This window comes from Sporosarcina sp. P2, assembly GCF_002743255.1.
In the GTDB taxonomy this organism is placed as follows: Bacteria; Bacillota; Bacilli; order Bacillales_A; family Planococcaceae; genus Sporosarcina.
In genome coordinates, this window is sequence record NZ_PDYY01000009.1 from 62329 (window position 1) to 84242 (window position 21914).

Below are 21914 nucleotides of genomic sequence, written 5' to 3' on the forward strand. Positions count from 1 at the left end.
AGATATGTCCTAGTATTACAATTAGCAAAAGAATGTCCGTGGGACTGACTTTGGAGTAAGAGGAGGGAAATTACTGATGAGCAATAAAGTGTCAAGACGCACGTTCCTAAGTTATACATTAATGGGAACTGGTGGGTTCATGGCCTCTGCAATGCTGATGCCGATGATTCGTTTCGCAATTGATCCCGTTCTGGCTAGTGCCGGCGGTTCCGACATGATTCCAACACCGCAAAAAGAAGCTGATCTCTCGGAAGTACCAGTTCGTGTCGACTATACAATCAAAGATCGACAAGATGGATGGTATACTTCTGACGAATCTAATACGGCTTGGGTCTACAAAGAAGGCGACAAAGTCATAGCACTTTCTCCGGTCTGTAAACACTTAGGGTGTACAGTAAACTGGGAAGGCGACGAGCATAAAAACGAATTTTTCTGCCCATGTCACGCTGGACGTTATAAGAAAAATGGTGCAAACATTCCAGGAACACCGCCGCTTGGACCGCTTGATGAGTTTGAAGTAGAAGTCATCGACGGATTTGTCTATCTTGGTGGAGTAATACCGAACACATTAGTCTAAAGGGTAAGGGGGTACGACCGCAGTGTTAAATAAAATTTATGATTGGGTGGATGAACGGTTAGATATCACACCAATTTGGCGAGATATCGCTGACCACGAAGTACCTGAGCACGTAAACCCTGCACATCATTTTTCTGCATTCATCTATTGTTTCGGAGGTTTGACGTTTTTCGTAACGGTTATCCAAATCTTGTCTGGTATGTTCCTGACAATGTATTACACACCGGATATTGAAAACGCATGGAAATCAGTTTTCTACCTTCAGAACGATGTTGCATTCGGTGAACTTGTGCGTGGGATGCACCACTGGGGGGCTTCGTTAGTTATCGTAATGATGTTCCTACATACTTTGCGTGTATTCTTTACAGGGTCTTATAAGAAGCCTCGTGAATTGAACTGGATCGTCGGAGTATTGATCTTCGTCGTAATGCTAGGTCTTGGATTCACAGGATATCTATTGCCTTGGGATATGAAAGCTCTATTTGCAACAAAAGTTGGGATTGAGATTGCCGCGTCAGTACCTTTCATCGGAGAACAGATTAAAATCCTTCTCGCGGGTGATTCCACGATTTTAGGTGCACAGACGTTAACAAGATTCTTCGCGATTCATGTATTTTTCCTACCGGCTGCTTTGCTTGGGTTGCTTGCAGCGCACTTTATCATGATCAGAAGACAAGGTATTTCCGGACCACTATAAGAACCAATTTTTCGGTTAGGGTCATCTGAAATTTAAGAAGGAGGGAATAACATGCACCGCGGAAAAGGGATGAAATTTGTTGGGGATTCGCGCATCAAGGCTTCAGGCAAGATGTCGAATACACCAAAAGATTACTCAGAATATCCGGGTAAAACCGAGGCATTCTGGCCAAACTTTCTATTGAAAGAGTGGATGGTCGGATCGATTTTCTTAATCGGTTATCTGATCGTTACTCTTGCACACCCGTCACCGCTTGAGCGTCAAGCGGACCCGACGGATACAATGTATATACCGATACCAGACTGGTATTTCCTATTCATGTATCAGCTACTGAAATATGAATTCGCTTCCGGTCCTTATAACGTGATCGGTGCGATCGTAATTCCTGGATTGGCAGTTATGGCATTAATGCTAGTTCCATTCATGGATACAACGAAAGAGAGACGTCCGTTTAAGCGTCCATTGCCAACAGGTTTCATGATTCTTTCGTTCTTAGCTATCTTCTACTTGACTTGGGAATCAGTCGAAAACCACGACTGGGAAGCAGCAAAAGTTCAAGGTGCTATTGTGGACGAAGTGGAATATGATGAAACGGCTGAAGGGTATGAGATTTATCAAGGCTCTTCCTGTATTGGCTGTCACGGTGACTCCTTCCAAGGTGGACTGGGCTTACCGTTAACTAACACAGGTTTGACACCTGAAGAAATTATCAAAATCGCTCATGATGGTCGTGGTACAATGCCTGCTGGTACATGGGAAGGTTCAGAAGAAGATCTTCAAGTACTTGCTGAATTTATATCTGAGCTAGAGACAAAGTAAGAAAAAGAGTCAGGAAACTGACTCTTTTTTTCTATATATTGATCTTTAATTAAACTTTACATAAAAATAGTATATTCCAATGGAAGTGGTGATGTTTTTGCGAATGTTATGGGCTCAAATCTGGATGATCCTTTCACATAAATCATTCTTATGGACTCTTCTTTTTATCAATATAGTAGGTTCGGTCTACGGATATGATTGGTATATGTGGCAACTGGAAATCACAGAACCGAAATACTGGATTTTCGTACCGGATAGTCCTACGGCTACTTTGTTCTTTTGTATAGCTATAATAGGCTGGCTACTTAATCGAAACTTCAAATTGATGGAAGCACTCGCACTCATCACTTTAGTAAAGTATGGCTTATGGGCGGTCGCTATGAATTTGTTGACGCTCGTTGTAACCGGTTCGATTGGTTGGATAGGCTGGATGTTGATAGGCTCCCATTTCGCAATGGCATTGCAAGGAACCTTATACTTGCCAAAATATAAATTCACAGCTTGGCATATTGCAATTGCGGCTATTTGGACACTTCATAATGATGTAATCGACTATGTCTTCGGACAAATGCCAATTTACCACGACCTTTCGCAATTTAGTCCACAAATCGGCTATTTCACATTTTGGTTATCCATAGCTTGTATTGCTACGGCTATGTGGAATTATAAGTCGAGACTGGATATGCGCGTGTTGAAAGCGTAGTTAATAGTTGCAGGAAGCAAGTAAACATTATAAAATTAAAGGCAGAGAGAAAGGGGAGAGATATACGTGTTCTGGATTTACTTTGGTATCATTTTATTGCTTCCTATCTATGCGCAATTTAAAGTGAAAAGCACATATAAAAAGTATTCAAAGATACGTTCTACTTCTGGGATGACAGGTGCTCAAGTAGCAAGGCTTATTTTGGATCAAAATGGTTTACATGATGTAAAGGTAGTGGAAAGCCAAGGGTTTTTAACGGATCATTATAATCCATTGACAAAGATCGTGGCACTATCGACAAGTAACTATCATGAATCATCTGTAGCAGGTACTGCAGTAGCGGCGCACGAAGTCGGTCACGCTATTCAAGATAAAGAGGCTTACTCATTCTTGCGTTTCCGCCACAGACTGGCGCCAGTCGCTAGTTTGACTTCAAACGCATCCTGGGTATTCATCATGATTGGGATTATCTTCTCTAGCATGAACTCTTTGCTAGGTATCGGAATTCTGTTGATGGCCGTTGGGGTACTATTCCAAATTGTTACATTGCCAGTAGAGTTTAATGCATCATCACGTGCGATGGATCAAATCATTCAACTTGGCATCATCCGTAATGATGAAGAACCACAAGCGAAAAAAGTATTGAGTGCAGCCGCGATGACATATGTTGCTGCAACTGCAGTAGCTGTACTGGAGCTAGTTCGTTTGATTTTAATCTTTACAAGCCGTGACTAATAAATACAAAATCCTTCTGCTATAGCAGAAGGATTTTTTTTAATCACTGATTGGCCTTTTTTGTTCATCCAATGTAAATCCTTCACCCATTACATCATGTACTTCCATCATGGAGACGAATGCTTCGGGATCTACAGCGGTGATGAGGTTTTTCAATCGAATCATTTCATTTTTTCCGACCACGCAGTAGAGTATTTCACGGTTTTCTTTTGAAAAATGACCGTAACCTTTGAACACCGTCACGCCTCGCTCCATAGAATTTGATATGTTAGTAGCGATTTCATCTGGAAAGTTCGTTACAATGAATGCACCTCTCGCAGAGTATGCTCCTTCTTGTACGAAATCAATGACGCGAGCTCCAACGAAGAGTGCAACCAATGTATACATCATCGAGCGGTAATCTAAATAGACAGCCCATGACAATAAAATGATAGCGGCATCGAACACAAACATCGTTTTACCCATCGTAATTCCATATTTCTTATGTACGAGTCTCGCTATGATATCGGAGCCACCTGTCGTCCCACCGCTTCTAAATATAATACCTAGTCCTACACCGATGAATACGCCAGCAAATAGCGCGACTAGGAACAGGTCACCTTCCATATGGATATTCACTTGATACTGCATGAACACTTTAATGAAAATCGACACTGCCACCGTACCGATGACAGTATAGATGAAGGAACGTCTGCCAAGCATTTTCCAACCTATTAAAAACATGGGGATATTCAGCAATAAGTTCAGTAAGGCTGGATCCCAATTGAAAGCAAACAGTAGAATTAATGTAATTCCGGTAAATCCACCTTCTGCTAGTTCATGCTGAATCGTAAAGTTCACGAGTCCAAAACTAAATAGCGCTGCGCCTAACATAATCAATAAAATATTCCGTACACGAATTCCAGCGAACAAACACACCACTCCTCCTGTTAATTGATTCTGGATGTAATTGAACTTCTTGTTCTATGTAGCTTGTCCTACGTACGCACTTATAATCATTCAGTGATACGTGCACTATACATAGTATGTGCTAAATATTATATTTTGACAATAGCCAGAAGAATGCATACGATAGGAAGGGGAGTTGATAGCGATGACTAAAACGATGGAACAATTGCAACGAGATGTTGATACATACATAACTGGTTTTAAAGAAGGATACTTTCCTCCAATGGAACTCATCGCACGGCTTACGGAGGAGTTGGGGGAATTATCCCGTGAAGTACAGGATCGCTACGGGATGAAGAAGAAAAAATCTTCTGAAGCCATCCGAACGTTGGAGGAAGAAACGGGCGATCTATTATTCGTCTTAATTTGTTTTGCTAACTCACAACAAATCGATTTATCCGAAGCGCTAGATACCGTATTGACAAAATTCAACACAAGAGATAAAGATCGCTGGACCAAAAAGGAGGAAAAGAATGATGATTAAATTAGCAATAGCAGGTGCACGTGGAAGAATGGGTGGGACTGCTATAGTCGCAGGAACGGAAGCGGCAGATATAGAGATTGTAGCGGTACTCGATTATAAACATGACGGGGAATATTTACATAATGGAACAGTATCGGATGCCGAAGGTGGAATACCGATTTTCACATCGCTTGAAGCGTTGCATGCTGCGCACCATCCTGATGTATTACTTGATGTCACAGATCCCGATGCGGTATTTGCTAACGCAAGTAAAGCATTGTCATTAGGCATGGATGTAGTAATCGGAACATCTGGATTGACGGCTGAAATGCTCAAAGACTTAGAGAGTCTGTCCAATGAACAGCAAAAAAGCTGTATTATCGCACCGAACTTCTCGATTGGCGCAGTTCTCATGATGAAATTTGCTCAACAAGCTGCTCGTTACTTAGGAGATGTTGAAATACTTGAAATGCACCATGATCGGAAATTGGATGCACCGTCCGGAACAGCTGTGAAAACGGCAGAGATGATCCGTGAAGTACGTGCCGCTCATATCCAAGGCCATCCAGAAGAACAAGAGAAACTTAAAGGTGCACGTGGTGCCGATATCGAAGGAATGAAAATTCACAGTATTCGTTTACCGGGATTACTCGCACATCAAGAAGTATTACTTGGCGGTGAAGGGGAATTGCTCAAGATCCGTCACGACTCTTTCGACCGGAAGTCCTTTATGCCGGGTATTTTACTTTCGATTCGTGAAGCTGTTTCTACTCCACGATTCATTTATGGGCTTGAAAAAATTATAGATTAAATTTTTGCAGTGAGGCGGTTAACGTATGCAACGAAGAACATTAAAAGTAGGTGTCATTTGTTATCCATCGCTCGGTGGTTCAGGTGTAGTGGCGACGGAGTTAGGACTCAAAATGGCTGCTAAAGGGCATGAGATGCATTATATTACATCGAGCAGACCGTTTCGGTTTTTAGATATCCATCCGAATATCCATTTTCATGAAGTGACGATTGAAGGGTATGCAGTTTTTAAGTATCCTCCGTACGACATTGCCCTTGCCAATCGCATCGCGCAAGTCATAGAATCGGAACATCTGGATTTGCTTCATGTTCACTACGCTGTACCACACGCGATTTCTGCTATTTTGGCGAAAGATATGGCGCAATCATCTATTGGCATCATCACGACCCTACATGGCACCGATGTGACGATTCTCGGTCACGACCCTGCGTTAAAAAATACATTGTCGTATGGTATTAATAAGTCCGACCGTGTGACCGCTGTATCTCGTTCATTGCGCAATGAAACGATCGAGTTGCTGCAGCCAACGACAGAAATACAAACGATTTATAATTTCATTGATGAAGAAAAGTATTATCCACGTGAAGTGGAACATCTTCGGGAAGAACTTGGTATTGAGCCCGATGAAAAAGTTCTCATCCACATATCTAATTTTCGAAAAGTGAAGCGCATTCCCGATATTATTGAAAGCTTCCGTTTGATTGATAAGCAACATAAAGCGAAATTGCTGTTAGTGGGTGAAGGTCCGGAGAAATTTTATTTGGAAGAATTCGTTAAGACCCATGAATTGCAAGACGATATTTTCTTCTTAGGTAAGCGTAACGATCTGCCCGAATTATTGTCTATTAGTGATGCGATGTTGTTGCTTTCAGAGAAAGAAGCATTCGGTCTCGTGCTGCTGGAGGCTTTTGCTTGTGGTGTGCCCGCTGTAGCAAATGCGATCGGTGGAATTCCGGAAGTGGTTCAAGAAGGTGTCAACGGATTCTTAGTAGAACTAGGAGATGTACAAGCCGTTGCTGATCGTCTGACACAGTTGCTAAGTGATTCCAATTTGCATCAACAAATGAAAAGTAATGCTATGCGTACAGTGCAGGAAGAATTCAGTTCCGAATCAATTGTAGCGCAATATGAGGAATTATATTATGAAGTGGCGGCGATGAAATGACCATTTCTTTCGGTTCAGTAGCAAGTCGGCAAGTAATTAGAGAATTGCATGCGGCAGGTTATGAAGCCGTCTTTGTCGGCGGTGCGGTTCGTGATGCGGAGCTTGGTAAAAAACCACTAGATATTGACATTACAACTTCTGCTACGCCGTCTCAAGTCAAAGAAGTATTTAGACATACAATTGATGTGGGCATTGAACACGGTACGATTCTTGTGCTGATGCATGGAGAACCTATTGAAGTGACGACATACCGCTCGGAAACTACAACTGGCGATCCCGTCTATATAACATCGTTGCGAGAAGACTTGCACCACCGTGATTTTACAATCAATGCGCTCGCTATGACAGTAGACGGAGAACTCATCGATTTCTTTGATGGACTCGAAGATATGAAGCGAAAAATCATTCGTGCTGTTGGAAAGCCTGAAGAACGCTTTCAAGAAGATCCATTGCGGATTTTCCGTGCTTTGCGTTTTTCCTCCGTCTTGGATTTTGATATAGAAGAGCAAACTTTGCAGGTGATGAGAACACTGGCTCCTTCATTGCATGGTGTTGCGATTGAACGGATCAAAACAGAAATGGATAAACTGTTTCAAGGTCAGAACCCTTCACGAGCTTTTCATTACGGGTGTGAAATTGGATTGCCGGAACTTTTTCCCGAGTTATTTGTAGCGTTTAAATCGCTGGATTGCTATACACCATTTCTTGACGCGCGTCATGGCTTTGCTGCGGTGCTCGCCATAACGGATATGAACGCAACAGACCTGGCTCGGCTCTTCAAATTATCCAATAAGGAAAAACGCTTCTTGAAACAATTTGAAGAGGCCTATGCGATACGCACACAACGATCATTTGATCCATGGGATTTCTATAGCTTTTCAACCGACATACTAGAAGTAGTGGGCAAGGTCTTTAACGTAAATCATGAGGATTTTATTGTAAGTAAACAGCAAATTGAACAGTATAAAAAACAACTACAGATTCTGCAACGCACGGACCTATCATTCACTGGGAAAGATTTAGTAAAATGGTCTGGAAAAAATGGCGGTAAATGGACAAGTGATTGGATTACGAAAATTGAACGAGCAGTTGTCTACGGACAAATTGAAAATGACGTACAGACGATAAAGGAATGGTTTATAAATGAAATCTCCCGTGAAAAGTGAATTATTGAAACGATTATTTGCTGCGCAAGGTGAGCCTATATCAGGTCAAGATATTGCCGATGAGTTCGGTCTTTCGCGCACAGCAATCTGGAAATATATTAAAGAACTTGAGGAAGAGGGCTATGAGATCGGGTCACAACGTAAAAAAGGCTATTATTTAATCGAAGCACCCGATTTGGTTAACCAAGGGAATATCACTGAATATTTAACGACAGAACGCTACGGTCGAAACATTAAATATTTCACAACAGTGCCCACTACACAGACAATCGCACATGAAGATGCGCAAAATGGAGCAGAAGATGGCGCATTAATTATTTCGGAAGAGCAGACGGCGGGTAAAGGGCGTTTGGCGAGACCTTGGACATCAAAAGCCAATCGGGGTATTTGGATGAGTTTGATCATTCGTCCTGATTTGCCACCTCAACAAGCGCCGCAACTGACACTCGTTGCAGCGGTGGCAATCGTACGTGCAATTGAAGAAGTGACGGATATTCAACCCGTTATTAAGTGGCCAAATGATATATTAATCAATGGTAAAAAAGTCACAGGTATCCTGACAGAGCTTCAGGCTGATCCTGACCGTGTCAAAGCCATTATTTTAGGGATGGGAATCAACGCCAATCAGCAGCTATCTGATTTTCCGGAAGAACTGCAAATGATTGCGACTTCATTACGCATTGAAAAAGGGGAAATGATTGATCGCGCGCAATTAGTGGCAACCATTCTAAAGTACCTAGAGCAATATACAGACCTATATGTAGAAAAAGGATTCGCACCGATTAAAATTTTATGGGAGAGCTATGCTGCGATAACGGGTAAGAAAATCAAAGCAAGTATGGTCCATGAAACGGTTGAAGGTATTGCACTTGGTATTTCCCATGATGGTATGCTAGAACTTCGATTGGCAGACGGCACTGTGCGTGGAATTTATTCTGCAGACATCGAAGTTAAGAATTAAAACTATACAGAATCTTACTGTTTTGATATAGTGTACGCATAGGGCGGTATCGATTTTGGAGCTGCACCTGTTTGGCAAATGAATTATATAAGAGATCTGCCTTGATCTATTTAGACAGGGACGGAGGAAGCATCATCAAACGCTTACGCAACCCTTCTGTCCATATTTGGATCAGTAGGGTTTTAATTTCGGCTTTTTTGCCTACCAAACGCCTGCTGAAATCAGACGTAAAGGAGAAGATTAACAGTGAAATCCACAACAGATTTTTCGAAAATGAAAGCAGATGGTGAAAAAATCAGTATGTTGACAGCATACGATTATCCGACAGCACAAATTGCAGAACAAGCAGAGATTGATGTACTACTTGTCGGAGATTCTCTTGGCATGGTTGTGCTTGGCTATGATTCGACAGCACATGTAACGCTTGATGAAATGAGTCATCATGGTAAAGCAGTTCGACGGGGTGCGAAAGATACATTCGTAATTGTAGATATGCCATTTGGTACGTATCATGGTTCCGCTGACATGACATTACAGAATGCTTTACGTTTATTCCAGGAAACGTCTGCGAATGCTTTGAAAGTAGAAGGCGGTGGTGCGGTCATCGAAAAAATCCAATTGTTGACGACAGCTGGCATACCAGTATGTGCGCACTTAGGATTGTTACCGCAGTCTGCCGGAGTCAGTGGTGGATACAAAGTACAAGGGAAAACGGCAGCTGCAGCTAAACAGTTAATTGAAGATGCCAAAGCGTGTGAAGCAGCGGGTGCGTTTATGATTGTAGTGGAATGTATTCCTTTCCAATTAGCGAAAGAAGTTGCGCAAGCAGTTTCTGTTCCTGTTATTGGAATAGGTGCGGGTGCTGAAGCAGATGGGCAAGTACTCGTATTCCATGACATGGTGCGCTACGGTAATCATAAACTACCAAAATTCGTCGAAAGTTACGCGGAAGTCGGTAAAGATATCGAAGGTGCCATGAGGTTATATAATTTGGCAGTGAAGAACGGAACATTCCCTTCTGAAAGCCATCGCTTTACAATGAGGGAAGAAGAACTTGAAGCATTATACGGAGGCAAAACACTATGAGTACTAGTGCCACCATGCAAATTGTACGGTCGATTGCGGAATTGCAAAATATCCTAAATCCAAGAAAACGTGAAGGACGCACAGTAGGTTTCGTACCGACCATGGGCTTTCTTCATGAAGGTCATTTGGAGTTGGTAAAAGAAGCCAAAAGAGACCACGATATGGTCGTCATGAGTATTTTCGTTAATCCAGCGCAGTTCGGACCAGGAGAGGATTACGAGGCATATCCACGCGATGAGCAACATGATGCAGAACTCGCTTCAACAGCAGGAGTCGACTATTTATTTATTCCTTCTGTAGAGGATATGTATCCGCGCAAGAGCGGCATCAGAATTTTGCCCGGAGCACAAGCATCACGTCTTTGTGGTGCTTCAAGACCAGGTCATTTCGACGGAGTGTTGAAAGTGCTCTTAAAATTATTCAGCATCGTCGATCCAGATGAATCGTATTTTGGAATGAAAGATGCGCAGCAATTAGCGATTATTGAAACGTTTGTTCGTGATTTTAATCTTCGCACATCGATCTCACGTGTACCTACTGTTCGTGAAGAAGACGGACTGGCGAAAAGTTCGCGTAATGTTCGTTTGCTTGAACATGAACGAAATGAAGCGAGTGCAATCTACGGTGCGCTATGCCAAGGGAAACGTAGCTATTACGAAGGCGTTCCACTGCAAGAAGTAGCGAAGATCGTGCGCAAAGTGATTGAAGAAGAAACATCTGGCACGATTGATTACGTCGAAGTGCTTGCGTATCCATCGTTGGAAGAGAACCTTACTGATACCGAAGAAGTCATCTTGGCCGCTGCGGTACAATTTACTTCCGCGAGACTGATAGATAATATTATTATGTCAACTATAAAGGATGAGAAAAATGTTTAGAATGATGATGAATGGAAAATTGCATCGCGCGACTGTTACGGAAGCCAATTTAAATTACGTAGGGAGCATTACGATCGATGGTGCGCTTTTAGAGGCTGCGGGTATGTTACCGAATGAGAAAGTGCAGATCGTCAACAATAATAACGGTGCGCGCTTTGAGACGTATATTATCGAAGGAGAGCCAGGCAGTGGAGTCATTTGTGTCAATGGAGCTGCAGCTCGTCTTGTACAGCCGGGCGACATCGTGATCATTCTATCCTATGCGTATGTTTCGGACGAAGAGGCGCGTACTCATCAGCCGACTGTGTTGATTATGGATGAACAGAATCGTGTGAAGGAAGTCATCACGGAAAAACCAGGTGTCGCTATATTCTAAATAGTATTGAACCCCCCATTTGAGAAGTAATTGAATGGGGGGTTCATTTGTAAAATATGTGAGTGGGAAGAGATAGCAATGGCGATCTGCGTTCCAGGCGGACGCTTTCCGGGGGAGCAATCTTGAGCCGCTTCCCTCACTTCGTTCAGTCCAGGGTCTCAAGATCACTCTTATTCCCCAGGAGTCGCCGCCTTCCACTCCGATCAACTAGTGTCGTTTTCTAATTATAGAAAGTGCGATTACAAACAGAAACATAATAACTAATTCGAAATTGTACTATCATAAGATAAGGTTATTAAACTGAATACTCTAATGACGAAAGTTCAGACCCTAATTGATTGAAAGGACTAACGTAAATTCGAGACCCTAGACAGGGGCCTTATTTTCTGATAAGTACACAGTATTACGGCAAAGCGAGGCCTTCGCTGTTCACTTTGCTCCAGCTGAGCCCACAGGAAAGCGTCCCCAGGTGGAGCTTCAATCACGAACCACTATCAGAATTACTTTATCGTTTATTAGTTCAAATGGTTTTCTATTGGCCTGAATGCAAGACGTGAGTCGTCATGGTAAATGTGATACAATTTGCATTAGAAACCAAATAGGAAGTTGATGATGGTATGTCTACAAGCAAATATGCAGTTGTCGATTTGGAAACGACCGGTCATTCGCCTTTAAATGGTGATCGGATTATACAAATTGCGATTGTATTTATTGAGAACAATAAAATAATAGATACATATATGCGTTACGTACATCCAAAGCGCCCGATTCCATCTTTCATTCACCAACTGACATCCATTGGCGATGAAGAGGTAAAAGACGCTGCCCCTTTTGAAAAGATTGCTCAAGAAGTGGCTGATTTACTTACAGGATGTATTTTTGTCGCGCATAACACGGACTTTGATGTATCATTTCTACAAAAAGAATTGGTTCGCTGTGGCATGTCAAAATGGCATGGCAAGACGATCGATACCGTGGAACTAGCGAAGATTATGTATCCCACTTTACCTGGCTTTCGTTTGCAAGATATTGCCGAATCATTAAATATTTCATTAAAGCAAGCACATCGGGCAGATGATGATGCAGAAGCGACAGCGTTGTTTTTGTTGAAGGCCATTGAGAAAATTAACACTTTGCCTAAAGAGACGCTTAATCGGATGCATGAGCGTTCATTTGCAATGAAATCGGATGTATCGACATTGTTTTATGAAGCGCTTAAGCAGGCACGTGGAAAGGAAACGTCGAGCGAGTATTCGCTATTTCGTGGTATTCCCTATTTGAAATCAACACTAATCCCTGCATCGTGGCCACAGCCCATAGAATTTCCGATCGACAATATGGCGAAAGAACGAGTCATTCAGAAAATTCATCCATCTTATCATGTGAGGGAAAGTCAGGCATGTTTGATGGATTTGACATGGCAAGCCTTTGCTGAAAAGAAGCAAATCGCAGTGGAGATTCCAACGGGTGTTGGTAAGACGATTGGCTACTTAGTGCCTGCTTTGATTCGCGCATATGAAACGAAACAGCCTGTTGTTATTAGTACGTATACTAATCACTTGGTCGATACGCTCGCTGAAGAAGTACAGAAGCTTGAAAAAGCTTTGCACATGACGATTCCGACGACTGTTGTTAAAGGCATGGCGAATTATATTTCAATGGGGAAATTTGAAGAACTTTTACATTTTAACGACGAGGTTTACGATGATTCCATCACGATCATGCAATTATTAGTCTGGTTAACGGAAACCACAACTGGCGATTTGGATGAAGTCAATGTATCAGGTGGCGGTCAGCTGTTTATCGACCGTATTCGTAAGCGTTCCATGCGAGTAAAGAAAGATGAACGTGTGGCAGATTTTTATGCACATACAGTAAAAAACTGTCAGCAGTCGATGGTAATATTAACAAATCATTCTATGTTGGTGAACGATCAGCAACGTTATGATCCATTATTCCATTCCATCAGCGGATTGGTGATTGATGAAGCCCATCAAATGAACCAAGCAGCAATACGAACGCATCAACAAGTGTTTTCATATACGAAATGGAAGTATGTAATGAGTCAGTTGAATGGTTTAAGTAGCTGCCAGCTATTGTTTGATATTCAGGATATCTTAAGGCGATTTCATTTCAATCATAAAATGTCGACTGAACGGCTTCAATATTCATTCAATGAATTCATGTTCGCATTCGATGAATCGATGCTTGTACTAGTGAACTCCAATTTAACTAACGATAATAAGTCGACAACGAGAACAGTGAAACCATTATCCAAACGTGTGCGGACAAATGAAATCTTTGACAAAGTTTTGCGTAAGATGAATGAGTATATTAGTGTGACCGAGAACTATGCAATGCCAATCCAAAATCTGTCGAATGAATTGACGTTACATGAGCAAGCAGCGCTAAGTGAATGGTATTATTGGATCAATGAAATGAAAATCAAAGCTGGCGAATGGATTGAATTATTTTTGGAAAAGCCAAACACAAGCACAACCATTTGGATGGAAAAAGACAGTCGAAGTTTACCTGGCAGTTTGCAAATTAAGAAAAGTCCCGTAAATGGTTCAGAAGTGATCCGTGACTTTATAGGTACGTTTGAAGGGGAGGCAGGCATCGTCTGGACGTCCGGAACATTAACAGCGGGACAACAGGACCGTTTTGTGCTGGACCAAGCAGGATTGCCTTCTAGCGTGCCGCTATACACATTTGATGCCCCAGCGAACTTCTATGAAGGAGCGCATACATTGATTGTGGAAGATATGCCGGATATTCAGCAAGTTTCAAATGAAGAGTACATCGAAGCAGTAGCAGATGCATTGATCCAAACAGCCGTTGCGATTGAGGGACGCGTCTTTGCATTGTTCTTGTCTCATGATATGTTGAAGAAGACACATCAAGCAGTGATGGACAGCGAGTCATTACAAGAAGAGTACATGCTAATCGCACAAGGAGTCAGCTCCGGAAGCCGTCATAAATTACTGAAGACGTTTAAACAGCAAAAGAAAGCAGTGTTATTCGGCACGACAAGCTTCTGGGAAGGTGTAGATGTGCCAGGTGAGCAATTATCTGCAGTGGTCATCGTTCGTTTACCGTTTACTTCACCCGAAGAGCCACTATTTAAAGCGCGGTCAGAAGCTTTAGTAGCGGACCATAAAAATGCATTTACCCATCTTGGTTTACCTGAAGCCATACTGCGTTTCAGACAGGGGTTCGGCAGATTGATCCGTTCAACCGATGAACAGGGATTCTTCATCATATTGGATCGACGCATTGACACTAAGTCCTACGGCAAGTCCTTTTTACAAGCTTTACCTAAGTCATTTGTGAAAAAAGTATCTTTGGAAGGTCTAGTTAACGAGATCGAAAATTGTTATAATGATTGATGTACAAATAGAAAGCAGGTTGGAAAATGAATCGAAAAAAAACTGCGGTTCATTCAATAGGAAGTGACACTCATGCTCAACTGGATTAAGTTTCTATTCCTATTTTTACTCGCGCTCGGGTTCACGATTACTATTATCGTTTTCTATCAAGCAGAGAAACCGTTTGCTATATCGGAAAACAAAGTAAAAGAAGCCATATTGGCAAATAACGTTCTTGAAAAAGTAGATAAGATGGATCACTATCATGGTAAAACGTCATGGATTACCGTCTATGGTACGGATAAAAACCATCATGAAAAAATCATCTTCGTGGAAGAAGAGACGACAAAGATTTTGAAAGCTGTATCAATTAAAGATGGTATTACAAAGCGAATAGCCACGGACATTATAAAAAAAGAGAAGAACGTCAAAGAAGTCCTCAACGCCTCATTGGGCTTAGAAAATGATACCCCGTTTTGGGAAGTTAGTTATCTGGATGATGAGGATTTCTTAAACTATGCGTATCTGAATTTTGCAGATGGAAAATGGTTAAAGCGAATTTCAAAATTATAGAGAAAAATGGAATTAGGACAAAAGGAGAGCGGTCAATTTGAGAAAGCAATTAGCGTCCAGAGTAAATACTTTATCACCATCTACAACATTAGCGATTACAGCGAAGGCAAAAGAAATGAAGGCATCAGGCATCGATGTGATTGGACTCGGGGCTGGCGAACCGGATTATAATACACCTAAGAACATTTTAGATGCAGCATATCAATCTATGAAGGATGGCAAGACGAAATATACTCCGGCGGGTGGTCTTCCACAATTAAAGGATGCCATAATTGACAAATTGAAAAGAGACCAAGGATTGACTTATACGCGCAATGAAGTATTAGTCGGTATTGGAGCGAAGCATGTAATCTATACACTTTTCCAAGTGTTGCTTAATAAAGGCGACGAGGTCATCATTCCTTCGCCATTCTGGGTGAGTTATCCCGAACAAGTGAAGCTTGCAGAAGGCACTCCTGTGTTCGTTGAAGGAACAGCAGCTGAGCAGTTCAAAGTATCAGCCCAGCAAATCCGTGATGCCATCACGGATCAGACAAAAGCGATCATCATTAACTCACCGGGTAATCCAACAGGTATGATTTACTCAAAAGAAGAACTCACAGCGATTGCGGAAGTTTGCCGTGAAAAAGATGTGTGGATCATTTCAGATGAAATTTATGAGAAGCTTGTTTATGATGATAAAGAGCATGTATCGATCGCACAGCTTTCAGAAGACGCGAAAAATCGTACATTCATTATTAATGGTGTATCGAAATCCCATTCAATGACCGGCTGGAGAATAGGATATATCGCGGGGGATGAAGAAGTAGTAAGCGCGATGACGAATCTCGCCAGCCATTCCACATCCAATCCGACGACGACTTCGCAATACGCAGCAATTGAAGCATATAACGGACCGCAAGACACTGTAGAAGTTATGCGAAAAGACTTTGAATCCCGCTTGAATCAAGCGTACCCTAAACTTTCTGCTATTCCAGGTTTCCATGTATTGAAGCCACAAGGCGCATTCTATTTATTGCCTGATGTACAGGAAGCAGTAAAGAAGACGGGCTATGCAAACGTAGATGATTTCGCCCATGCATTATTGACGGAAGCTAAAGTAGCTGTCATTCCGGGCACAGGATTCGGTTCCGACACGACGATCCGTCTTTCTTATGCCACGTCAATCGATCTTTTGGAAGAAGGAATTGCACGTATCGATAAGTTTGTACGAGATCATTGGAAAGAGTAAAACAGAAGCGACTGACAAGTTGCTGATGAGAGGAAGTTTCAAATATGCAACAAGATGAACGGCTGAAAATTTGGATGGAGCAGGGAAATGTTTCTATTTCCCAGCTCTTTTTTCAACATTATAAACAATTGTTGATTTCGGATAGTGACGCCATGGTATTATTGCATTTGATTGCATTTCAAGGAGCAGGGAACTATTTCCCAACTCCTACCGATATCGCGAATCGTATGCAACTGCAAGAAAAAGAAGTAACGAATTGTCTGCAGCGTATGATGCAAAAAGGATTGTTTTCTATTGAGCAGAGTACGGATGAAAATAAAGTATTGCATGAACAATTTTCATTTTATCCTCTATGGAAACGATTGATAGAAGAAGTCGAAAAACAATCGATGAAAACAGAAGAAGAAGTGATTAAGCAGGAAGAGGGAGAAATCTTCTCGCTTTTCGAGCAGGAATTCGGTCGCTTCCTATCCCCTATGGAATTTGAAACAATCGGTATGTGGATTGATAAAGATGGTCATTCAACGGAAATCATTCGTGCGGCATTAAGGGAAGCGGTCCTTGCACAAAAAATGAGTTTACGCTATATCGACCGAATTTTATTTGAATGGAAAAAGAAAAATGTGAAAACGATGCGCGATGTAGAAAAGCAGACTAAAGCATTTCGTCCAACAACAGTAGCCACAACACCGCAAGTGCAAACTGCGATTAAAGATGTGCCTTTTTACAATTGGCTCGAAGAACGGGAGTAGGTGATAACGGTGCTGACAAAAACAGAGTGGCATACATGCCTGCAAACGTTTGAAGAGATGTTTCCTGAAGCGCATTGTGAACTCGTTCATAAGAACGCTTTTGAATTGTTGATTGCGACACTTTTATCTGCACAATGTACGGACGTATTAGTCAATCGAGTGACGGCAGAATTATTTAAAAAATATAAGACACCGGAAGATTATCTTGCTGTACCGATTGAGGAATTACAGCAAGATATACGTTCGATTGGTTTATTCCGTAATAAATCAAAGAATATCCAAGCGCTTAGCCTTCGGTTAATAGAAGAGTTCGGTGGGGAAGTACCTCCTAACCGAGATATCATGATGACGTTACCAGGCGTAGGTAGGAAAACAGCTAATGTCGTCGTGTCGAATGCGTTCGGTGTGCCGGCATTAGCTGTCGATACACATGTTGAACGTGTAGCGAAGAGGCTAGGGATGAATCGCTGGAAAGATCGTCCGATTGATGTAGAAGAAAAAATCATGCGTTGGACACCGATGGAACTGTGGACACAGACCCATCATCAAGTGATCTTCTTTGGTCGCTATCATTGCAAAGCACAAAATCCCAACTGTCCAGAATGTCCATTATTGGATTTATGCCGCGAAGGACGAAAAAGGATGAAAGCGAAATGACATACGAACAATTAAAGAGAAATGTGCAACAAATACTCGATAAATGGCAACAGCAAAAGCCTGAATTAGAAAAGGCATATGCTGTAAATGATTCACGTAAAATGGAGTTCATACAGCCGGCAATTGGTCAGCTGGAATGGTTAATTGGGCAAAGTGAACAATTGGAGAATCCACATACAGGTAAAATGCATCACGCACTTGCGCCAAATAATTACGATGAACGAATCGAGTTCATCAAACTTCAAAAAAGCAGCCATTATGCATTAATTCAATTGACTATGCTATACGATGAGATGAAAAAGAAAGCAGCGCGATTACGCGTTCAACAATAAATAAAAAGAGCGATTCCACATGCAAAGTGTGGAATCGCTCTTTTTTTTAATTGGTAGAGGAGTCGGATGACGTTTCGCCCGCATCGTTAGGTTTTTGTCCTTGCCCTTGTCCTGGATTGCCTTGGTTCCCTTGATTTCCTTGACCTTGGTTAGTTTGACCTTGATTTTGACTCTGACCTTGACCTTGATCTGGGTTAGTTTGGCCTTGATCTTCATTTTGGTCTAGGTTGTTCTGATCGTTAGATGAGTTATTGCCGCCTTGATTAGTCGATCCATCTTGATCCGATTGATTCGGATTTTCATTATTGGAATCATTGTCGTTACCTGTGTCGTTGTCTGATGGATCATCTTCAGTATTGTTTTGATCATCAATATTTTCATCAGGCTCAACGATAGGTTCATCTTCAATTACCGGTTCATCAGCGCCTTTTATTGAAAGGGAAGCTGTAGCTGAACCGCTCGTATAACCGCCCATAGTGGCACTGACATGGAATGTGTAGTTTTTACCGTATTCCACACCAGAGTAAGTGGTTTGTTTATCGGAAGTCGTCGTGATACTTTGTGCTCCACCACCATCAATAGACACACTGACGTTGAATGTAGGACTTCCGAGACTGCTGTATTTATTCGGCACATCATAATTCCATTGTAATTGAATCGTATTGGAATTCGCATCGAATTGTGCAGTTAATCCCTCGGGACTTGGAATGGAAATCTTTTCGGGAACCGATGCTTTTTTGGGTAATGTTCCTCTGACAAATAATTCATTACTGATGAGATTACGAGAGATGAATGAACTAGCAAGCATAATAGGGTCGCTGCCTTTGACGATTGCGGCTTCTTCGACTGAGTCCGGTTGAACGAACGTACCCGGGTCTTTTGCGATACTGCTCATGACATCTCTAAATAGATTCTGCGGTACGTAACGACCGTGATCATAGGTCTTAATCGGTGAGAAATCACCATAACCGCCCCATGTAGAAATGGTGTACTCCGTTGTATAACCTGTGAACCACGTATCAGGTACATAGTGACTTTCCATATTATCTTTTTTCATTTTTTCAGCAGAATAATTTGTTGTACCTGTTTTTCCGGCAATATCCATATTACCGATGTTTGCGCGAGTTCCAGTTGCTCCATATTCGGTTAAGACATCACGCAATACATCCGTAATCATATAAGCAGTAGAATCTTTCATTGCGGTTACGGGGTCAGGTCGTAAATTCTTTTCTGTCTTACCGTCACGCAATATAAGCTTATTTACAGTATGGGGTTTGGTGTAAATCCCGCCATTACCGAAAGCGGCATATGCGCCTGCCATTTGAACTGTAGAGAATTCATCTCCGCCACCAAGTGCATTGGAGGAATCTATACTTTTATACGTAAACCCAAGTTTATTAGCAAAGGCTTCTGCTTTCTTTGGTCCTACTTTTTCAAATGTCTGGACAGCGGGTATGTTTCTCGACCAGTACAATGCCTGCCGCATAGTCAATGTACCAAGGAATTTACCATCAGCGTTACCGATAGCTACGCCTGAACCTTTATAGCTGTAAGGTTCATCCACTACCTTTTGACCTGTAGACCAATCGAGTTCTTCAATTGCTGGACCATACGATAAAATCGGCTTAATACTAGAACCTGGTGCACGTTTGACTTCAGCAAAATTCAAGTTGCGCCCCGAATAATTCCGTCCGCCGCCAATAGCTACAATTGCACTAGTTTTCGTATCCAGCACGGTCATGCCGGCTTGCATTTCATCTGATTCATAATAGCTTGAATTATTGATTGCGGCTTCTACTGTTTCTTGTACATTTGGATCTAAAGCAGTTTGTACGGTGACACCTTCGGATAAAAGATCGGTAAATCCAGCTGCCTCAATTTCATCCAGTACCGCATCTACATAAGCTGGGTATTTACCGAACACTTCACGATCTTCTTCTGCTAATAGAGTAGAAGTGACTGGTACTTTTTTCGCTTCATTCATTTCAGCCGTCGTAATTTTGCCGTGACGCTCCATAAGTGTTAGGACTATATTTCGGCGCTTTTCCGCACGTTCCGGATGTTTAAATGGATTATAGCCGTTTGGAGATTGTGGCATCCCGGCTAGCATGGCCATTTCAGGTAAATCTAGTTCGCCTACTTTTTTACCGTAGAAGTAATTTGCGCCTGTACCGATACCGTAGCGTGTACCTGACATGAGAACTTTATTGAAGTACATCTCAAAGATTTCTTCTTTTGTATATTCTTTTTCTAGTTTGTGGGCAAGCCAAGCTTCCTGTGCTTTACGCTTCAATGTTTTTTCGTTCTTCAGAAACGAGTTTTTGATGACTTGCTGTGTCAATGTCGAAGCACCTTGTGATCCAAATCCACTACGGAAGTTTGCGACAACGGCTCCTCCAAGACGATAAAAATCGATTCCACCATGCTTGAAGAAACGAATGTCTTCCGTAGCTAGAATGGCATCTTTCAGTTTTTCAGGGATTTCATCGTACGGTACGAATTCCCGTTTCTCTGCACCAAACTTCATGAACACATCGCCGTCTTTTGTCAAGAAGTTAGAGGTGAGGGGGTCTTTCAACAGTTCTTCATCTAATTCCGGAGCTGTACTTGCATAATATGCAAATAATGAAGCTCCACCAACTAGTACTAGAAGGAAAAGTGCTGCAATACCTAGGAGGATTTTCTTCCATAATTGATCTGGAAGCTTTTTCTGCGGCCGCTTTGGTTGCTCCGTCACTTGTTTCTGTCTTCTTGCCGTTCTTGAGTTTATATTATCACTCATAATATTTCCTGCCTTTCGCATTCATTAATCTTTCTTGCGCTTGATCCAATCCGCCACGGCTTGTATGTAATCGAGCCGCGGATGAAAACCGGTGTTGATTTCGATAGATCGTTCCTCTATTTCAGATAATGTAATAGATTTTCTTCCACCATCTTCCATACGTTGCCACAAAGGATAAAATTCCTCGAATGGCAATAAGAAATATCGATCCAACAATGTAAAATTGACAATAAAAAAAGCAAGTCCGGATTGGTCGATTACTTGCTTCATATGCTGCACTTGATGTAAATGAATGTTTTGCAGTGGCAATGAAGTTTTATTTTTCGTTTCCTTTGCTTCAAAATCCACATACAATCCATTCCAAACACCATTATAGTCAGTTGTCGAAGGAGTACGGAAATACGCTTCTGTTATCACTGCAGCGCTTCTTGCAGGATAGCGGACATTGACGATTTGTATGGGCACCGGCTTTTTATGGATGACGGCTAGACCATGCGCCAGATAGTATTCATTTGTATCGTTCAGTTCGTCTTCTAATGATTTACCCCGATTACTGAATGAGTAGTCATAGGTTTTCTTTTTCGCAGAAGACACAGAAGGATTGAACTTTTTTCCGTTTGGATAACGTATCGCCAATGTGACCACCTCGTACTCTACATCATATCATACCGACTATTAGACGAGTTACCAAAAAGAAAGTTTCCATCGAATTGAAAGTAGTCGAATTGGTGACAGCTTGGAATGTTTGTTCGTAGAAAGTGGAGCTGTTGTGGAATATCTGATAAAATGAAGGAAAGCATGTTTTATCATGGAATCTAAAGGAGTTTTATATAA

Annotated in this window: 22 protein-coding genes; 19 read left to right on the forward strand and 3 right to left on the reverse strand. The window is 41.8% G+C overall.

Annotation, left to right across the window (positions count from 1 at the left end):
• Window positions 1–73: 73 nt before the first annotated feature.
• The 5 genes from CSV67_RS10660 to CSV67_RS10680 all read left to right on the forward strand — a co-directional run bounded on the left by CSV67_RS10660 (window position 74) and on the right by CSV67_RS10680 (window position 3531).
• A complete protein-coding gene (locus CSV67_RS10660) occupies window positions 74–577 on the forward strand; it encodes a QcrA and Rieske domain-containing protein (RefSeq protein ID WP_099631572.1) in 504 nt (167 codons plus the stop codon).
• A gap of 22 nt (window positions 578–599) precedes the next feature.
• Complete coding sequence (gene qcrB / locus CSV67_RS10665) at window positions 600–1274, forward strand: menaquinol-cytochrome c reductase cytochrome b subunit (protein ID WP_081244540.1); 675 nt, start codon at window positions 600–602, stop codon at window positions 1272–1274.
• 51 nt (window positions 1275–1325) lie between these two features.
• On the forward strand, window positions 1326–2093 hold the full coding sequence (locus CSV67_RS10670; RefSeq protein ID WP_099631573.1) for a menaquinol-cytochrome c reductase cytochrome b/c subunit: 768 nt from the start codon (window positions 1326–1328) through the stop codon (window positions 2091–2093).
• A 97-nt stretch (window positions 2094–2190) separates the two neighbouring features.
• Window positions 2191–2796 (forward strand): lipoprotein heptaprenylglyceryl N-acetyltransferase LhaT, encoded by a 606-nt coding sequence (gene lhaT, locus CSV67_RS10675; protein WP_099631659.1) that lies wholly within the window; start codon window positions 2191–2193, stop codon window positions 2794–2796.
• Window positions 2797–2862: 66 nt separating this feature from the next.
• Entirely contained in the window at window positions 2863–3531 is a 669-nt protein-coding gene (locus CSV67_RS10680) for a zinc metallopeptidase (RefSeq protein WP_199171302.1), read from the forward strand.
• Window positions 3532–3570: 39 nt separating this feature from the next.
• Here the strand turns inward: CSV67_RS10680 and CSV67_RS10685 are convergent, their stop codons facing one another.
• Window positions 3571–4443, reverse strand: coding sequence for a YitT family protein (locus CSV67_RS10685; RefSeq protein ID WP_099631575.1), 873 nt, complete (start codon window positions 4441–4443; stop codon window positions 3571–3573).
• Between the two features lie 181 nt (window positions 4444–4624).
• Here CSV67_RS10685 and CSV67_RS10690 point away from each other — a divergent pair, with 181 nt between their 5' ends.
• The 14 genes from CSV67_RS10690 to CSV67_RS10755 all read left to right on the forward strand — a co-directional run bounded on the left by CSV67_RS10690 (window position 4625) and on the right by CSV67_RS10755 (window position 18298).
• Window positions 4625–4963, forward strand: coding sequence for a nucleotide pyrophosphohydrolase (locus CSV67_RS10690; RefSeq protein ID WP_099631576.1), 339 nt, complete (start codon window positions 4625–4627; stop codon window positions 4961–4963).
• Entirely contained in the window at window positions 4953–5753 is an 801-nt protein-coding gene (gene dapB, locus CSV67_RS10695) for a 4-hydroxy-tetrahydrodipicolinate reductase (RefSeq protein WP_099631577.1), read from the forward strand. Before CSV67_RS10690 ends, dapB begins: the two co-directional genes overlap by 11 nt.
• Before the next feature lie 25 nt (window positions 5754–5778).
• Entirely contained in the window at window positions 5779–6918 is a 1140-nt protein-coding gene (gene bshA / locus CSV67_RS10700) for an N-acetyl-alpha-D-glucosaminyl L-malate synthase BshA (protein WP_099631578.1), read from the forward strand.
• On the forward strand, window positions 6915–8084 hold the full coding sequence (locus CSV67_RS10705) for a CCA tRNA nucleotidyltransferase (RefSeq protein WP_099631579.1): 1170 nt from the start codon (window positions 6915–6917) through the stop codon (window positions 8082–8084). The genes bshA and CSV67_RS10705 overlap by 4 nt, the downstream gene beginning before the upstream one ends.
• A complete protein-coding gene (locus CSV67_RS10710; RefSeq protein ID WP_099631580.1) occupies window positions 8062–9045 on the forward strand; it encodes a biotin--[acetyl-CoA-carboxylase] ligase in 984 nt (327 codons plus the stop codon). Before CSV67_RS10705 ends, CSV67_RS10710 begins: the two co-directional genes overlap by 23 nt.
• Before the next feature lie 246 nt (window positions 9046–9291).
• Window positions 9292–10131: a 3-methyl-2-oxobutanoate hydroxymethyltransferase gene (gene panB / locus CSV67_RS10715; protein WP_099631581.1), complete on the forward strand. Its 840-nt coding sequence runs from the start codon at window positions 9292–9294 to the stop codon at window positions 10129–10131.
• A complete protein-coding gene (gene panC / locus CSV67_RS10720) occupies window positions 10128–11009 on the forward strand; it encodes a pantoate--beta-alanine ligase (protein ID WP_369803174.1) in 882 nt (293 codons plus the stop codon). The genes panB and panC overlap by 4 nt, the downstream gene beginning before the upstream one ends.
• Window positions 11002–11385, forward strand: a complete 384-nt coding sequence (gene panD, locus CSV67_RS10725; protein WP_083035608.1) for an aspartate 1-decarboxylase — start codon at window positions 11002–11004, stop codon at window positions 11383–11385. The genes panC and panD overlap by 8 nt, the downstream gene beginning before the upstream one ends.
• 617 nt (window positions 11386–12002) lie before the next feature.
• The gene (dinG, locus tag CSV67_RS10730; RefSeq protein ID WP_099631582.1) at window positions 12003–14774 is read left to right on the forward strand and encodes an ATP-dependent DNA helicase DinG; all 2772 of its coding nucleotides are present in this window, start codon (window positions 12003–12005) and stop codon (window positions 14772–14774) included.
• A gap of 72 nt (window positions 14775–14846) precedes the next feature.
• Window positions 14847–15326 (forward strand): cell wall elongation regulator TseB-like domain-containing protein, encoded by a 480-nt coding sequence (locus CSV67_RS10735; RefSeq protein ID WP_099631583.1) that lies wholly within the window; start codon window positions 14847–14849, stop codon window positions 15324–15326.
• A 37-nt stretch (window positions 15327–15363) separates the two neighbouring features.
• Window positions 15364–16557 carry a pyridoxal phosphate-dependent aminotransferase gene (locus CSV67_RS10740; protein WP_099631584.1) on the forward strand — a complete coding sequence of 398 codons (1194 nt, stop codon included), beginning with the start codon at window positions 15364–15366 and terminating at the stop codon, window positions 16555–16557.
• A 44-nt stretch (window positions 16558–16601) separates the two neighbouring features.
• On the forward strand, window positions 16602–17309 hold the full coding sequence (locus CSV67_RS10745; protein ID WP_099631585.1) for a DnaD domain-containing protein: 708 nt from the start codon (window positions 16602–16604) through the stop codon (window positions 17307–17309).
• A 9-nt stretch (window positions 17310–17318) separates the two neighbouring features.
• On the forward strand, window positions 17319–17966 hold the full coding sequence (gene nth / locus CSV67_RS10750; RefSeq protein ID WP_099631586.1) for an endonuclease III: 648 nt from the start codon (window positions 17319–17321) through the stop codon (window positions 17964–17966).
• On the forward strand, window positions 17963–18298 hold the full coding sequence (locus tag CSV67_RS10755; protein ID WP_099631587.1) for a YpoC family protein: 336 nt from the start codon (window positions 17963–17965) through the stop codon (window positions 18296–18298). The genes nth and CSV67_RS10755 overlap by 4 nt, the downstream gene beginning before the upstream one ends.
• Before the next feature lie 46 nt (window positions 18299–18344).
• On the opposite strand, the gene CSV67_RS10760 is transcribed toward CSV67_RS10755, so the two are convergent.
• Window positions 18345–21080, reverse strand: coding sequence for a transglycosylase domain-containing protein (locus tag CSV67_RS10760; protein ID WP_158232924.1), 2736 nt, complete (start codon window positions 21078–21080; stop codon window positions 18345–18347).
• A 24-nt stretch (window positions 21081–21104) separates the two neighbouring features.
• Window positions 21105–21716 (reverse strand): Holliday junction resolvase RecU, encoded by a 612-nt coding sequence (recU, locus tag CSV67_RS10765; RefSeq protein ID WP_099631589.1) that lies wholly within the window; start codon window positions 21714–21716, stop codon window positions 21105–21107.
• Between the last annotated feature and the right edge of the window lie 198 nt (window positions 21717–21914).